We start from the raw sequence: 14,976 nt of genomic DNA on the forward strand, positions 1-14,976 counted from the left end.
ACCGTGTACCATTGCATTTGCGGTACTAGATACTCTTCCTATTAATCTTGAAGGTGTTTGAGTTTGAAGTAAGTAACCATAGCATACAGAGATAGCAGCGATAAATACACCAATAAAAAACCAAATAATTAACTATAAAAGTAAATTGCTCATCGTGATCAATTTCCACAAATAATGAGTACAATACTCATATTTTGGGAGGAATCAAGAAAAATCGTTTCTTCTGTAATAATCGATGGTCAGAAGGCAGGAGAATTGATTCCTCTAAAACCAAATGTTGTATTTTCTTCCTATTTCTCATATGTAATCGGTACAATATTAACGATTATTGATGAGCCTTCACACCCTATATGGGATGATTATATTCGACAAGGAATTCGTATGTTTGGTCCTAAGGAAGAGATGTTGAGTAAAATTGAATTAGGTTAAGCGAAGTTAAAAATAGGATAAAGTAATAGAGCGTTAAAAAATATGATCCATTTTTATAAAAGTGAATATCCACTCAAGAAGAGCAGAAGTCATTTGATTATTTTTTTTCAAATGACTTCTTTTTATTTATCGTAAAAGTCCGATTGGCGTGAGCTAATAATCAATGAGAGATGGACAAAATCCCCACTGATTAAAGTTTCACTTTATCGTAAAACATAGGTTTGTGAAATGTTTTTAATCCATTTTTATTTTTAAGTAGCGACTAAGTTTTGTATCAATTTAGATTTTGAATATTCCTTGACAGGAATATTCCTGAGTGGTTATAATCGATTCAACAGGACGAAAATATTAGTGATGATATTGATGTGTTATAACCGGAGACCATCACTTTACGAGGTGAGTGATATGTCGGGAAAAATTCCGGGCGTGAATATGACGACGTTGAGCGCTTTATCTGAACCGAATCGTATGAACATCGTTGAACTCTTGCGTGACGGCCCCTTAACCGTTGGGGAAATTGCCGATCATCTAGGACTAAGGCAACCACAAACTTCGAAACACCTAAAAGTGTTAAGCGATACAGGGATTGTGGAAGTGCAGGCTGAAGCTAATCGCCGGATTTACAAGCTCCGACCTGAGCCTTTCCAAGCACTGGATTGTTGGGTGCAGTCATTTAAGCGTGTGATGGAAGAGAGATTCGATAATTTAGATGAGTATTTGAAGGAATTGCAAAACAAGGAAAAGTCATAAAATCAGTTCATATTTAAGGAGGAATTAAAATGTCAAACAATACAATGGTATCGAGAGTAGAGAACGATCGGGTATTAGTACTGGAGCGCGTTTTTGATGCGCCGCGCGATTTAGTATTCAGTATGTTTAAAGAACCAGAGCATTTGAAACAATGGTGGGGACCAAGGGGCTGGGAAATTCCAGCATGCACTGTCGACTTCCGTCCGGGAGGCGTTTGGCACTATTGTATGAAGTGTGTCGATCAGAACCTGGGGCAATTCTTTGGTATGGAATCATGGGGCAAAGGAGTCTATAAAGAGATTATTGAGCCAGAAAAAATCGTCTATACCGATTACTTTTCAGATGCTGAAGGTAATGTAAATGATTCTATGCCGTCAACCGAGATTACATTGGAATTCATCGATTTAGGTGAAAAGACAAAGCTAATAAACCGTGCTGAATATGTTTCAAAAGAGGCACTTAAGAGCGTTATGGACATGGGTATGTTACAAGGTATCACTGAAACATGGGATCGTTTGAACGAGCGATTGGAGTCGCTGAAATAGATTTTTGTACCGTAATTTTATTTTCGGTGATAATAAAGTTTAAAGCATTGAGTTTAATAAAAATTTTTGTAAGGGAGAGCTAAAATAAGTGATTAATAATGTTGGTCAAATTATGTTGTATGTGAATAATCAAGATGAAGTGAAGGAGTTTTGGACAGAGAAAGTAGGGTTTAGTGTCATTTCAGAGGAAGATAACGGTCAAGGAATGCGATGGATTGAAATTGCTCCAACTAAAGAAGCTGAAACAAGTATTATTCTTCATAATAAGGAGCTAATTGCTAAAATGCAGCCGGAGTTAAATCTTGGCACACCTTCTTTAATGTTCTTCTCAAAAGAATTCGATAGTTTATATAGTGATTTAGTAAATAAAAACGTTACAGTCGGAGAAATTGTAAATATGCCTTCAGGTAGAATATTTAATTTTGCAGATAGCGAAAATAATTATTTTGCAGTAATGGAAAAGAAGTAAATTCAAATTATGAGTGCGATGCTGGAATAAAGGCATCGCATTTTTATTTATCATAAAATGCAATTTATGAGGTATTTGGGGTAAACCTTTATTTTAAATTTATATTATATTTCTGTAATATAAGCACTTTGTGTTAATGTATAATAATAAATTAATATAAAATAGTATGATATAGTTACAACAAAGGGGGGGTAAAAATGGAAATTATTTACGAAAGAGCAAAGTTACGGTTAATGGATAGCAATGATGTCGAAAAAATGTTTTCAATCGTGGAAGGAAATCGAGATATTTGGGCGTATTTAATCTCTAAAATGAATACTGTTCAAGATATGCAGCAATATGTTCAAAAGGCGATAAAAGCTTATGGGGCAGGTAAGGATTTACCATTTGTAGTTGTTGATCAAAAGACAAATGAAATTGTAGGATGTACACGCTTATATAACATTTCAGTTGAAGATAAGACAGTTGAGTTAGGACAAACGTGGTATGACCCGAGTGTACAACGTACGAGTATAAATACAGAGTGTAAGTATATGTTACTTGAGTATGCTTTTGAAAAGTTACATATGCTGAGGGTTCAAATTAAGACTGATGTAAGAAATGAGAAAGCACAAAGAGCAATTGAAAGGCTAGGTGCAGTAAAAGAAGGCGTACTTAGAAATGAAAGAAGATTGCCAAACGGACATGTGAGAGATGCTGTTGTGTATAGTGTTATTGCAAGTGAATGGCCAGTTGTGAAAGAACGGTTATTAGAAAAGTTAGAGTCGTATAAAGAAAAATTATAATTCATAATAGGAAAGGTATATGGATCGTGTAGATGAAAAATATGCCTTTTTTCTTACAAAACTGTTACTTCTTTTAGTTACTTTTGTTTCATCATTCCATTATGAGAAAAAATTCGTTACAATGTAGTTGTATGGTAATAAACTTATAAATTACACAAATGTAATGAAAACCGCAAACGAAAAATGAATTGATAATCCTCAATTTTAAATGAAAACCCTTTAATACATATATAACAAGAAAAATTCCTTCTTTTAAACAAATTCAAACAAAATGATTTGATATATACGTTTTTATATAGAAGTATGGATGATGTACGGAGGCAATTATTAATGAAAGAAAATAAGAAGAGTAAGAAAAGTAAGAAAAGAAGAATCTTGCAAGTGTTCTTGCTTATGATTTGTTCTATTATTTTATATGTAAGCTATGCCGCTTACGATATTTGGAGTTACCGCTTTAAAACAGAAGATGATGTGAAGACGGATGCTGGAATCGTACTAGGAGCAGCTTCATGGAACGGAAAACCATCTCCTGTATTTAAAGAAAGAATCAATCATGCGATTTCTTTATATAAGAACGGAAATATTAAAAAGATTATTTTTACAGGTGGTACAAAGTTTGAAGCAGAGCTTGAGGAAGCGCGTACTGCTAGAGTATATGCATTGAAACAAGGTGTAAAAGAGGAGGATATTTTAATTGAAACAAAATCCCTTTTCACTGAAGAGAATTTAAAAAATGCAAAGCAAGTTGGAATAGAGAATGGAATACGCACATATACGATCGTGAGTGATCCACTTCATATGAAACGTGCAATGAGAATCGCAAAACATATTAATATTGAAGCATATGCATCACCGACTCCAACGTCAGCATATAAAACGTTAGATACAGAAATCCCATTCTTTTTTAAAGAATTATTCTCGTATATTGGATATGTAACCTCTTTGCCATTAAAGGCATTGAAAGGGGATTAATATAAGAAAAGAATCTATCTTTATATAGGAACTTTTCTTATTGTTCAAAAACATTGTATTTTTATCGGAATAGTGAAACAATAGAGAGGTAGCTTCATATAATCATAATGACAAAATGAACGGTTTATGAATCGAACATAAAGGAGATTATAGTATGGCACTCTCATTTGTTGAAACAGAAGAACAATCTTTAATTATTGAACAAATAAATAAATTGATTCCGAAGTTCATGGAAAGGGAGCATCAACTAAGTGAATTAGGGTCATTTCCGTATGAAAATATTAATAATTTGAAAGATATCGGATATACAAAATTAACGTTGCCAAAAGAATTGGGAGGCAATGCGATTTCCTTATACGATTTTGTTTTATTTCAAGAGAAAATAGCAGAAGGCTGTGGTGCTACCGCATTGTCAATTGGATGGCATCTCGGTATTGTAAAGGAATTAGCGGAGAACCGTTCTTGGAACGAGGAGATGTTCATTTGGTTTTGTAAGGAAGTGCGTAATGGTGCACTTTTTAATAGAGCTTCAACAGAACCGAAGACAGGTAGTCCTACGCGCGGCGGGAAACCAGAAACAGTAGCAACTCAAAAAGGTGATAAGTGGATTATAAATGGAAGAAAAACTTTTACGACGATGGCACCAGTGCTAGATTATTTTATTATTTCAGCAAGTATTGAAGGCCGGGAAGAAATCGGGGAGTTTGTCATTCCAAAGAATACGTTAGGTGTATCAATTGAAGAAACTTGGGATAGCGTTTCAATGCGAGGGACTGCTAGCCATGATCTTGTATTACAAAATGTAGAGATACCGGATCGTTTTTTCACTGAAATAAAGGGTTCAAAGGTTAAAACGAAGGGAATTGGTTGGTTACTTCATATACCAGCATGTTATTTAGGAATTGCACAATCGGCAAGAAATTATGCAGTTCAGTTTGCGGAATCATACAAGCCAAATAGTTTAAATCATGCTATTAGTTTATTACCGAATGTTAGAAGATTAGTTGGAGAATTAGAACTTGAGCTTATGCAAGCTCGTGTCTTTTTATATCAAATTGCGAAAAAATACGATGAGGCAGAAGATAAACTTTCATTGCAAGCAGAACTAGCGGCAGTGAAATATGTTGTAACAAACGCGGCTATATCTATTGTAGATAAAGCAATGCGTATCGTCGGAGCGAAAAGTTTATCAGAAAAAAATCCGCTTCATCGTTATTATTTAAACGTCAGAGCCGGTTTACACAATCCGCCGATGGATGATGCAACACTTTCCATACTGGCGGATGCGGCGTTTCGGTCGTAGTTTAAATTAGAGGCTGTTTCAGAAGAACGTTCAATCGATCTTTTGGAATAGTCTTTTCGTCGTTTTTTTATAAATAAGAGGTGTGGTTGATTATTTAAATTCACAGAATAATTATAAAGGAGAGAGGAGGTGTTACGAAGAAAAAATCTTGTTTCTTTATAGATGATTAACGGGGTTTCGAAAGGGCTGCAAGTGATTCAGACGAATGACTCGCAGCTACCTCAATCATAGAACATGTCTAATGAACCCGTTGAAACTTATACTGGAATACTTGAAACGCAAAGGAATTTTACAATCGAATCTGTTTTATTCACCCAATTGTGAGGTGTTGTTGAATCTAGGAAAATACAATCATAAGGATTCAAAACATGCTCCTCATTGTCAATGAGGAGCGTCAGTTGTCCTTCTAGAACGTATAGAAATTCTTGCCCCGAATGTGAATAAGAATCCTCTTTTTTAGCACCTGGGTTAAGCAATACTAAAATAGGATTAAATAGTGGATTTTCAATGTTGCCCGCTAAATCCCTATAAAAAAATTGGTTATGTAGAGTGTTCGTCTTACTAATGATGTTTCTCATAACTGTTGGTGTTGCCTGCTTTCCAGACTCTGAAAAAAAGTAGCTCGGATTGACACCGAGTGCTTCAGAAATTTTTTTCAATGATTCGAGCGTTATAGATGATTTTGATCGTTCGACTTGCGATAAAAAGCTGATTGAAAGATTTGTCTGATCAGCAATTTGTTTTAATGTTAACTTACGCTCTTTTCTCAAACTCTTTATTTTTACTCCAATTAAATCGTTCACTTTTCTCCACTCCTGTAACTGATATTAATCATGATTACTATTCTAGGAAAATTTATTTAGTAGGGTGCTGTATGTAACCTCAAGATGAAAAGAAATTCACTTTGAAATGAAGTGCCACTTAAATAGTAAGTGATAATAGTTCAAAAAAAAAGAAAAATATCTTTAAAAATATTCAGAAAATTACATTTACATTAAAAAATCAGTGTGTTATCATCATAAATAATTGAAGTATTACTTCAAATTTGATTTTAAAATTGAAGTAATATATTACTAAAAAATAAACACTTAAGGAGAATGAAGATGAATTTTCATGGTATTTTAGTTCCGTTGATCACCCCGTTTAAAAATGATAAAAGTTTAGATGTAGATACTTTAAAGCAATTGACTAACATATTTATTGATAAAGGTGTTACTGGTTTAGTGGTGTGTGGCACGACTGGCGAATATTACGCCTTAAACGAAGTAGAACGTGAAACTGTATTAAAAACTGTGGCAGAAGTGGCTAAAGGTCGCGTAACTTTAATTGCAGGTATTAATGATTTATCAACCGAGGGGGCGGTTAACCGTGCCAAGCAAGCGAAAGAATTGGGCTATGAAGGCTTAATGTTGTCACCAACTCCTTATAGCCTGCCTGACCAAACGGGTGTGATTGCCCATTATGAAACTGTGGCATTAGCAACTGATTTACCGATTATCATGTACAATTTCCCTGCGCGCATTGGCATTGAAATTGAGTATGAAACTGTAGTGCATCTGTCTAAAAATCAGAAAATTGTCGGTATTAAAGAGAGCAGTGGTGACTTTAGTCGTGCTTTACGCTTGCTACAAACCCCATTTGAGAACTTTGAAGTAATTTGTGGCTGTGATGATCAACCTATAGACTTTTTCTTCTGGGGTGCGAAAAGCTGGATTGCTGGTGCAGGGAATGTGTTCCCAGAAGAGCAAGTTGCTATGTTTAATGCTGCGCAAGCTGGTGATTGGGACAAGGCTCGACAAATTATGCGCGGAATCTACCCAGCTATTCATTCAATGGAATCTGGTAACTACAACCAAAAAGCCAAACTAGGTTGCTTAAAAGGTGAGATTAACGTTGGCTCGGTACGTCTCCCATTATCTGATTTATCAGAAGAGGAAAAGGTGGAATTCTTAGCTTTCTTTAATAAATAATCTGGAGGAGAGACAAATGACTGTATCAAGAGAACAAGTTTTTGCCCTTGCTAAAGAAGGAAAGCTATGGGCAGGCAACTTAATTGATGGTTTTACGAGTACTGCCGACAAATTAGAAAACCGCACTCCCATCGACAATAGCTTAATTGGCTATATTGCCGATGGTGATGAGCGGGATGTAGATGCGGCCGTTAAAGTAGCGAGGGAGACATTTGAAGCAGGGATTTGGAGTCAATTATCCCCTAATGAGCGTAAGAAAGTGATGATCCGCTGGGCACAATTGCTCGAAGAACATAGCGAAGAACTGGCTGCCTTAGATTGTATAGATGCTGGAAAACCGATTACTGAATGTTTAAATACTGACATGCCAGCAACGATTGATACGTTTTATTGGTACGCTGAAGCAATTGATAAACTCTTTGGCAAAGTCGCTCCTACGGGTAAAGATGCTTTGGGCTTGATTGTCACTGAACCGATTGGCGTTGTTGGTGCGGTATTACCTTGGAACTTTCCCGCGCAAATGTTTGCTTGGAAAGTGGCACCTGCATTAGCTGCAGGGAATTCCGTTATTGTGAAACCGGCGGAATTAACTTCACTCAGTGCTTACCGTATGATTGAACTTGCTTATGAAGCAGGTGTTCCAAGAGGCGCTTTAAGTTTAGTGTGTGGTTTAGGCGAAAAAGTAGGTGAACCATTAGGGCGTCACATGGATGTAGACATTGTATCATTTACCGGATCAACGGAAGTCGGCAGGTATTTCTTAAAATATTCAGCAGAAAGTAACCTTAAAGAAATTGTCTTAGAGTGTGGTGGCAAAAGCCCGCAGGTCGTGTTTGAAGATGCTGACTTGGATGCGGCTGTTCCGCATATTTTATCAGCTGCCTTTTGGAATATGAGTGAAAACTGCAGCTGCGGTTCCCGTTTGATCGTACATGAATCTGTCAAAGAGGAATTATTAGAAAAATTAAAGTCTGGCTTAACAAGCTGGAAATTAGGTAACCCGATGGAAGAGTCAGTTGCCATTGGCCCCATGATTGAAGAAGCACACTTTAATAAAGTGAAGTCGTTCTTGGATATTACGCTTCAAGAAGGGGGGAGCCTAGTTGCTGGAGGGAAAGTTCACAGTGATGTGGGCAGCGGCTGGTACATAGAACCAACTATTTTCGAAAATGTAACCGCTAACATGACATTGTTCCAAAATGAAGTATTTGGTCCGATTTTAGCGGTTAGTACGTTCGAAAAGGAAGAAGAAGCAATTGCCCTTGCCAATAACACCTCTTACGGGTTAGCTGCTTCTTTTTATAGCCAAAATGTACAGCGAACGATGCGTGTGGCACGTGCCATTAAAGCTGGAACCGTTTCTGTGAATGGTTTTAGTGAAGGGGATATCACCACCCCATTTGGTGGCTTTAAACAATCTGGCTTTGGTGGCAAAGATAATGGATTAGAAGCTTTTGAACAATATGTGATGACAAAAGTAATTTGGTACGTTCATTCATAATAATCTGAATCTGCTATTATTGGGGGACTAAACATGGGGAAAACAGATAATAAGCAGCTAAAAAAAGTTGTTGTTGCATCGATGATTGGATCTGTGGCTGAATGGTATGAGTTTTTCTTATATGGAACCGCTTCTGCTCTCGTTTTTGGAGAATTATTTTTCCAACAAACGGGAAGTGCTATTGATGGCATCCTGGCTGCATTTGCTCTCTATGCGGTAGGCTTTTTAGCTAGACCTATCGGCGGACTTGTTTTTGGTCATTATGGTGATAAATTTGGGCGTAAAAATTTATTACAGCTTAGTTTAATTATCGTTGGAATAACGACTTTCTTAATGGGATGTATTCCGACATTCAGCAGTATTGGGTATTGGGCTCCGATCTTACTCGTTACTTTACGTTTAATTCAAGGATTTGCTTTTGGTGGAGAATGGGGTGGAGCTGTTATTTTAGTATCTGAGCACAGCCCTAGTGATAGACGTGGATATTGGGCAAGCTGGCCACAGGCAGGCGTACCATTAGGGAATTTAATAGCAACAATTATCCTATTACTTTTATCTAAAAATTTAAGCCCCGAGCAATTTATGGACTGGGGTTGGCGTGTAGCATTTTGGTTCTCTGCTGTTGTCGTCCTAATTGGTCTTTGGATTCGTAAAAGTGTAGACGATGCCCCTATTTTCAAAGAGTCACAAGAAAAACAAGCTCAATTAGAAAAACAGCAATTAGGTATTATAGAAGTGATTAGAGATCATAAAAAAGCGATTATTGCTGGTATTGGAGCTCGTTTTGCAGAAAATATCTTATACTATATAGTGGTCACTTTCTCTATTAGTTATTTAAAACTTGCGGTTAATAAAGATACTTCACAAATTTTATTATTAATGTTTGGTGCTCATGCAATTCACTTTTTCCTCATCCCATTAATGGGACACTTAAGTGATGTGTGGGGACGGAAGCCAATTTATATGACAGGAGCTGTTTTAACTGCATTTTGGGGATTTATCGGGTTTCCAATGATGGATACAGGAAATGATTGGTTAATTATTACTGCCATTACTATTGGTCTATTCATACAATCGATGACGTATTCACCATACTCCGCATTAATGACAGAGTTATTCCCAACGCACATCAGATATACAGCTTTGTCTTTATGTTATCAAGTAGCACCAATTTTGGCAGGATCATTGGCACCATTAATTTCATTAAGTCTCCTAAATAAATTTAATAGTTCTATCCCAATTTCAATTTATTTAGTCATCTCAAGTATTATTTCAATCTCATGTATCATGTTAGTAAAAGAAACAAAAGGTAAATCACTCACGTTTAAGAAAGCTAAGTAAATATTTTCGTAAGCCACATACAATCGCTTTATAACTGTTATTTTATAATAAAGATTGATAAGAATGGCCTCTTTGAGCAGCGTGTCTCTAAGAGGTCTTTTTATTTTTCTGATATTTCAAGAGGTGTATCGTTTGAAAAAATCTTTCTTTTCATTCTTCTTTTTATAGTTTTATAGGAGAAAGCTAGGTTTCTTATTTCTACTACTGTATAATGAGAAAAAAGCACGAAAAGAGGTTATCTCATGCTAGAGGTTATTGCAACTTGTTTAGAAGATGTGAAGCGAATTGAAAAGGCTGGTGGAAATCGAATTGAACTCATTTCATCGTATACAGAAGGTGGTTTAACACCGAGTTATGCCTTTATAAAAAAAGCAGTAGAAGCAGTACAAATACCGGTTCATGTCATGATTCGTCCGCATGCGAAGTCTTTTATATATACGGAAGAAGAAATTGAAATGATGAAAGAAGATATTGAAGTTGCTCAAAATCTTGGGGCTGCTGGTGTTGTATTAGGTGTATTAAATGAACAAAATGAAGTTGATGCACAGAAATTAGCAGATTTATTATCTGTTGTAGATGGAATAAATGTAACGTATCACCGTGCGATAGATGATACAGAAAATCCGGCAGAAGCGATGAAGGTTTTGAAGAAATTCAATAAAGTTACTCACGTGTTAACTTCAGGCGGACAAGGAAATGTAGTAGCTAATATTCCGGTGCTTAGAGAGATGCAAAAGGAAAGTGAAGGGAATATACAGCTTGTTGTTGGAAGCGGAGTAACGAAAGAGAATGTAAAACAATTGCTAGATGAAACTGGAATCGCGCAGGCACATGTAGGTACAGCTGTGAGAGAAGGTAAATCATGTTTTTCTGAAATTGATCCAGGATTAGTACAAGAGTTAGCAGTTTTAATAAAATAGTTGTCATGTTAGAAAAGAGGGGAAAAGATGGAGAAAAATACGAAAAAAGAAGTAATCTCATGGATTAAAACGATAGGGATTACACTTGGGATTGCTTTTATCGTTCGAGGGATATTATTTACGCCTTCACTAGTACAAGGTGAGTCGATGATGCCAACTTTAGAAAATAATGAGCGAGTTCTCGTTAATAAGATTGGTTATAGTATTAATGGATTAGATCGCTTTGACGTTATTATCTTCCACGGAAAAGAAGGGTATGATTTAGTAAAACGAGTAATTGGTTTACCAGGTGATACAGTTGAGTATAAAAATGATGTTTTATATGTAAACGGAAAAGCGATGGAAGAACCGTATTTAAAAGAATATAAAGAAAAAGCAGCTGGTCGTGTATTAACTCCTGATTTTACGTTAGAACAAATTACAGGGAAAACGAAAGTGCCAGAAGGCCAAGTATTTGTTTTAGGAGATAATCGTGAAGTTTCTAAAGACGGTCGTATGTTTGGATTTATTTCAGAAGATGAAATTGTCGGAAAAGGACAAGCTGTTTTCTGGCCATTGAAACAAGTAAGAGCGTTATAAAGTGTAGAGAAAGTATGGGAGAGGTATTCTTCCATACTTTTTTATTTGTTCAAAAATATATTGATAGAATTTAAAGAATATTTTATAATTTTTAATTATATATTTGTTTCGAAAAACGGAATTCAAGTTCCGAAATTCGGAACATAAAGGAGATAGGATGAATATAAATAAAACGGCAGTTAAGACAATGGATATTTTGGAGTTGTTTTATGAACATGAGGAGCTAAGTTTAACAGAGATGGTTCAGCTTACGAATATGCCAAAAACATCTGTTTATCGTTTAATTGGTTCGTTAGAAGAGATGGGGTTTTTACAAAAAACAGAAAAGAGTAAGTATCGTCTCGGAGTCGTTTTTTTACGATTTGGTCAACTTGTTTCACAAAGGTTATCGGTAAGAAATATTGCTCTTCCATATATGAAAGAGCTTAGAGATAGTTTAGGACAGGCAGTTAATTTAATTATTCAAGATGGTAATGATGCAATTTATGTTGAAAAGATGGAAGGAGCTCAGCCGGTACGTGTTTATACGGCGGTTGGAAGAAGAGCTCCACTGTATGCCGGCGCGTGTCCGAGAATTTTACTATCGTATTTTTCTGAGGAAGAGAAAAGGAAATATGTAGAGGCAATAAATTTAATGCAATTTGCAGATGGAACGATTGTTAATAAAGAGCATTTGCTAGAAGTATTACATATGGCGAAAACGGAAGGGTATACAATTAGTTATTCTGAATTAGAAAATCATACAGCGGCCATAGCAGCGCCAATTTTCGCAAATGATGGAACTGTTGTAGCGGGTATTAGTATTTCAGGATTAGCAATTGAATATAGCGAAAGTAACATTCCATATTTTATTGCGAAAGTGAAAGAAACGGCGTACCGCATTTCGAAAGAACTCGGCTTTTGGGAGTAGAAAGAGGGAATGGGATGAAATTTTCTACGTTAGGAGATCAAGCAATTATTGTTACATTTGGTGAAGAAATCAGGATGGACATATATGAAAAAGTACAGCGATTATTTCAAGCACTGCAGCAACATCCATTTCCAGGGATGATAGAATGTGTTCCGTCATTTACTTCATTAGCGGTGTACTACAATTTGTTCGAAGTATGGAAGAAAAATGATAGAAATATAAGACCATATGATTACGTATGCCAGTACATAAATGGGCTATATGATACTTATAAGGAAGAAGTGAAAAGGGATGTGAAACATATTTCTATACCAGTTTGCTACGGGGGAGAATATGGGCCAGATTTAGAAGAGGTCGCGTATTATCATGGGTTACAAGTAGAGGATGTTATTCGAATACATAGTGAAACGACGTATTTTGTGTATATGTTAGGTTTTACACCTGGGTTCCCTTATTTAGGAGGATTACCGAAAGAATTAGAAACACCTAGAAAAGAAACACCACGGTTACAAATCGCACCTGGTTCAGTAGGTATTGGCGGAAATCAAACAGGTATTTATCCGCTTGAAACGCCGGGCGGATGGAATATTATTGGCCGAACACCAATCCTTTTATTTAATCCGAAAGAAGAAACACCTACCTATATTCAAAGCGGTATGTATTTACGTTTTATCCCGATAACAAAGGAAGAGTACGTATCGTTAGAGGGGGCTAAAGAATGGATGTAGAGGTTTTGCATGCTGGGATGTTTACAACAGTCCAAGATTTAGGACGTTACCATTATCAACAATATGGTGTACCTGTTGGAGGCGCTATGGATAAGAGCGCACTCAGGATGATTAATATGTTAGTTGGCAATGAAGAGAATGAAGCTGGACTCGAAATTACGATAATGGGGCCTAAATTGTTAATAAAGAAAACGACTTTATTAGCGATTGGCGGGGCAAATATGGAACCGTTATTAAATGGAGAACGTATTCCGTTATGGCGTCCCGTGTTAGCTGAAGAGGGAAGCATGCTTTGTTTCGGAAAAGCGAAAAGCGGGTGTAGGGCGTATGTGACCTTTGCGGGCGGTATCGATATTGATCGTACGATGGGAAGCAAAAGTACTTACATACGTGCTGCTATTGGCGGTATGGAAGGGAGAATGCTGAAAAAAGGAGACTATTTTCAAATTGGTACACGACCAGAAGTTGCGAGTCGTTTCATACAAAACTTACAAGAAGAAAAGCGTATAAAAACGAAGTGGGCAATTTGTAACAAGGCGTTACCAAAATGTAAGAAGCATCCTACTCTTCGCGTTATAACAGACTTTGAATATGATCAATTTACAGAAGAAAGTACAAAGTCGTTTTTTACGAAAGAGTATAAAGTGTCCAATTATGCTGATCGTATGGGGTATAGGCTTGACGGAGAAGTTTTAAATAGAGTTGAAGAGATAGAAATTTTATCGAGTCCAGTTACATTTGGAACAATTCAAGTACCGAATGGTGGACAGCCTATTATATTAATGGCAGATAGACAAACGACAGGCGGCTATCCGAGAATTGGAAATGTCATTTCAGTAGATTTACCTCTTCTAGCGCAGTTGAAACCAGGAGACTATGTAACTTTTGAAAAAATCTCTATGGAAGAAGCTGAACAATTATATATAAAGCAGGAAGAAAATATGAGTCTAGTAAAGAAATTCATCGCTTTACGAAGCTGAGATTAGGAGGAAAACATCGTGACTACAATTGATTTAAACTGTGATTTAGGAGAAAGTTTTGGAGCTTATAAAATGGGGAATGATGATGAAATTCTTCCGTTCGTTTCCTCAATAAATATTGCTTGTGGCTTTCATGCTGGTGATCCGATCGTTATGCGGCAAACAGTTGAAAAAGCATTACAACATAATGTAGCAATCGGGGCGCATCCCGGATTTCCTGATTTAATTGGATTTGGGAGAAGGAACATGCACGTTTCACCAAGTGAAGTATACGATTATGTTTTATATCAAATTGGCGCATTGGACGGGTTTGTTAAAGCTGCTGGAGGAAATATGCATCATGTAAAGCCGCACGGTGCCCTATATAATATGGCGGCAACTGATTCGGAAATTGCGGATGCAATCGCAAAGGCAATTTCTCATATAAACCCTGAACTATTACTTTACGGATTAGCGAATAGCGATGCATTTACGCGAGCGGCCGAAAAGTATAAAGTAACTTTCGTACAAGAAGCTTTTGCTGATCGTACGTATAAGCAGGATGGAACTTTAACAAGCCGTACAGAAGAAAATGCTCTTATAAAAAATGAAGACGAAGCAATAAACCAAGTACTTCAAATGGTGAAAGAAGGGTATGTAGAAGCAGTTACTGGAGGGAAAGTAGCACTTCAGGCGCAAACGATATGTTTACATGGAGATGGAGAGAAAGCAGTACAATTTGCGGGGAGAATATACAGAACATTCGAACTTAACGGTATTTCTATAAGTGCACCAAAATAAAAAATGAGGGGAAG

The 14,976-nt window shown here is 36.5% G+C and carries 17 protein-coding genes; 16 read left to right on the plus strand and 1 reads right to left on the minus strand.

What is annotated here, in order from left to right; genetic code table 11:
• Positions 1-255: 255 nt before the first annotated feature.
• The 7 genes from BAU28_RS30445 to BAU28_RS16165 all read left to right on the plus strand — a co-directional run bounded on the left by BAU28_RS30445 (position 256) and on the right by BAU28_RS16165 (position 5,253).
• Positions 256-429: a hypothetical protein gene (locus tag BAU28_RS30445; protein WP_165615169.1), complete on the plus strand. Its 174-nt coding sequence runs from the start codon at positions 256-258 to the stop codon at positions 427-429.
• Between the two features lie 405 nt (positions 430-834).
• On the plus strand, positions 835-1,179 hold the full coding sequence (locus tag BAU28_RS16140; protein WP_002137101.1) for an ArsR/SmtB family transcription factor: 345 nt from the start codon (positions 835-837) through the stop codon (positions 1,177-1,179).
• Between the two features lie 29 nt (positions 1,180-1,208).
• Positions 1,209-1,724, plus strand: a complete 516-nt coding sequence (locus tag BAU28_RS16145; protein ID WP_071719133.1) for an SRPBCC domain-containing protein — start codon at positions 1,209-1,211, stop codon at positions 1,722-1,724.
• Between the two features lie 88 nt (positions 1,725-1,812).
• Positions 1,813-2,193, plus strand: a complete 381-nt coding sequence (locus BAU28_RS16150) for a VOC family protein (RefSeq protein WP_002172570.1) — start codon at positions 1,813-1,815, stop codon at positions 2,191-2,193.
• Positions 2,194-2,390: 197 nt separating this feature from the next.
• Complete coding sequence (locus BAU28_RS16155; RefSeq protein ID WP_071719134.1) at positions 2,391-2,978, plus strand: GNAT family N-acetyltransferase; 588 nt, start codon at positions 2,391-2,393, stop codon at positions 2,976-2,978.
• A gap of 303 nt (positions 2,979-3,281) precedes the next feature.
• Positions 3,282-3,950, plus strand: a complete 669-nt coding sequence (locus BAU28_RS16160; RefSeq protein WP_374202580.1) for a YdcF family protein — start codon at positions 3,282-3,284, stop codon at positions 3,948-3,950.
• Positions 3,951-4,104: 154 nt separating this feature from the next.
• The gene (locus tag BAU28_RS16165) at positions 4,105-5,253 is read left to right on the plus strand and encodes an acyl-CoA dehydrogenase family protein (protein ID WP_071719135.1); all 1,149 of its coding nucleotides are present in this window, start codon (positions 4,105-4,107) and stop codon (positions 5,251-5,253) included.
• Positions 5,254-5,510: 257 nt separating this feature from the next.
• Here BAU28_RS16165 and BAU28_RS16170 read toward each other — a convergent pair whose 3' ends face one another.
• Positions 5,511-6,056, minus strand: coding sequence for a helix-turn-helix domain-containing protein (locus tag BAU28_RS16170; protein ID WP_071719136.1), 546 nt, complete (start codon positions 6,054-6,056; stop codon positions 5,511-5,513).
• Positions 6,057-6,356: 300 nt separating this feature from the next.
• On the opposite strand from BAU28_RS16170, the gene dapA reads away from it, so the two are divergent.
• The 9 genes from dapA (at position 6,357) to pxpA (ending at position 14,962) form a co-directional block, all read left to right on the plus strand.
• Positions 6,357-7,223: a 4-hydroxy-tetrahydrodipicolinate synthase gene (gene dapA / locus BAU28_RS16175; RefSeq protein ID WP_071719137.1), complete on the plus strand. Its 867-nt coding sequence runs from the start codon at positions 6,357-6,359 to the stop codon at positions 7,221-7,223.
• 16 nt (positions 7,224-7,239) lie between these two features.
• A complete protein-coding gene (locus tag BAU28_RS16180) occupies positions 7,240-8,724 on the plus strand; it encodes an aldehyde dehydrogenase (protein WP_071719138.1) in 1,485 nt (494 codons plus the stop codon).
• Positions 8,725-8,757: 33 nt separating this feature from the next.
• A complete protein-coding gene (gene abaF, locus BAU28_RS16185) occupies positions 8,758-10,065 on the plus strand; it encodes a fosfomycin efflux MFS transporter AbaF (protein ID WP_029952877.1) in 1,308 nt (435 codons plus the stop codon).
• 242 nt (positions 10,066-10,307) lie between these two features.
• Positions 10,308-10,985, plus strand: a complete 678-nt coding sequence (locus BAU28_RS16190) for a copper homeostasis protein CutC (RefSeq protein WP_071719139.1) — start codon at positions 10,308-10,310, stop codon at positions 10,983-10,985.
• Positions 10,986-11,012: 27 nt separating this feature from the next.
• Entirely contained in the window at positions 11,013-11,564 is a 552-nt protein-coding gene (gene lepB / locus BAU28_RS16195) for a signal peptidase I (RefSeq protein ID WP_002172560.1), read from the plus strand.
• A 157-nt stretch (positions 11,565-11,721) separates the two neighbouring features.
• A complete protein-coding gene (locus BAU28_RS16200; protein ID WP_071719140.1) occupies positions 11,722-12,474 on the plus strand; it encodes an IclR family transcriptional regulator in 753 nt (250 codons plus the stop codon).
• A gap of 14 nt (positions 12,475-12,488) precedes the next feature.
• Positions 12,489-13,202, plus strand: a complete 714-nt coding sequence (pxpB, locus tag BAU28_RS16205; RefSeq protein WP_071719141.1) for a 5-oxoprolinase subunit PxpB — start codon at positions 12,489-12,491, stop codon at positions 13,200-13,202.
• Positions 13,193-14,182 carry a 5-oxoprolinase subunit C family protein gene (locus BAU28_RS16210; protein ID WP_071719142.1) on the plus strand — a complete coding sequence of 330 codons (990 nt, stop codon included), beginning with the start codon at positions 13,193-13,195 and terminating at the stop codon, positions 14,180-14,182. Before pxpB ends, BAU28_RS16210 begins: the two co-directional genes overlap by 10 nt.
• A gap of 18 nt (positions 14,183-14,200) precedes the next feature.
• Complete coding sequence (pxpA, locus tag BAU28_RS16215) at positions 14,201-14,962, plus strand: 5-oxoprolinase subunit PxpA (protein ID WP_071719143.1); 762 nt, start codon at positions 14,201-14,203, stop codon at positions 14,960-14,962.
• Positions 14,963-14,976 lie beyond the last annotated feature (14 nt).

Source organism: Bacillus paramycoides, assembly GCF_001884235.1.
GTDB classification, from domain to species: Bacteria; Bacillota; Bacilli; order Bacillales; family Bacillaceae_G; genus Bacillus_A; species Bacillus_A paramycoides.

Coding starts and splice junctions, on each gene's coding strand:
- BAU28_RS16140 (WP_002137101.1), top strand. CDS start 835: ATGTCGGGAAAAATTCCGGGCGTGAATATGACGACGTTGAGCGCTTTA.
- BAU28_RS16145 (WP_071719133.1), top strand. CDS start 1,209: ATGTCAAACAATACAATGGTATCGAGAGTAGAGAACGATCGGGTATTA.
- BAU28_RS16155 (WP_071719134.1), top strand. CDS start 2,391: ATGGAAATTATTTACGAAAGAGCAAAGTTACGGTTAATGGATAGCAAT.
- BAU28_RS16160 (WP_374202580.1), top strand. CDS start 3,282: ATGGATGATGTACGGAGGCAATTATTAATGAAAGAAAATAAGAAGAGT.
- BAU28_RS16165 (WP_071719135.1), top strand. CDS start 4,105: ATGGCACTCTCATTTGTTGAAACAGAAGAACAATCTTTAATTATTGAA.
- dapA (WP_071719137.1), top strand. CDS start 6,357: ATGAATTTTCATGGTATTTTAGTTCCGTTGATCACCCCGTTTAAAAAT.
- BAU28_RS16180 (WP_071719138.1), top strand. CDS start 7,240: ATGACTGTATCAAGAGAACAAGTTTTTGCCCTTGCTAAAGAAGGAAAG.
- abaF (WP_029952877.1), top strand. CDS start 8,758: ATGGGGAAAACAGATAATAAGCAGCTAAAAAAAGTTGTTGTTGCATCG.
- BAU28_RS16190 (WP_071719139.1), top strand. CDS start 10,308: ATGCTAGAGGTTATTGCAACTTGTTTAGAAGATGTGAAGCGAATTGAA.
- lepB (WP_002172560.1), top strand. CDS start 11,013: ATGGAGAAAAATACGAAAAAAGAAGTAATCTCATGGATTAAAACGATA.
- BAU28_RS16200 (WP_071719140.1), top strand. CDS start 11,722: ATGAATATAAATAAAACGGCAGTTAAGACAATGGATATTTTGGAGTTG.
- pxpB (WP_071719141.1), top strand. CDS start 12,489: ATGAAATTTTCTACGTTAGGAGATCAAGCAATTATTGTTACATTTGGT.
- BAU28_RS16210 (WP_071719142.1), top strand. CDS start 13,193: ATGGATGTAGAGGTTTTGCATGCTGGGATGTTTACAACAGTCCAAGAT.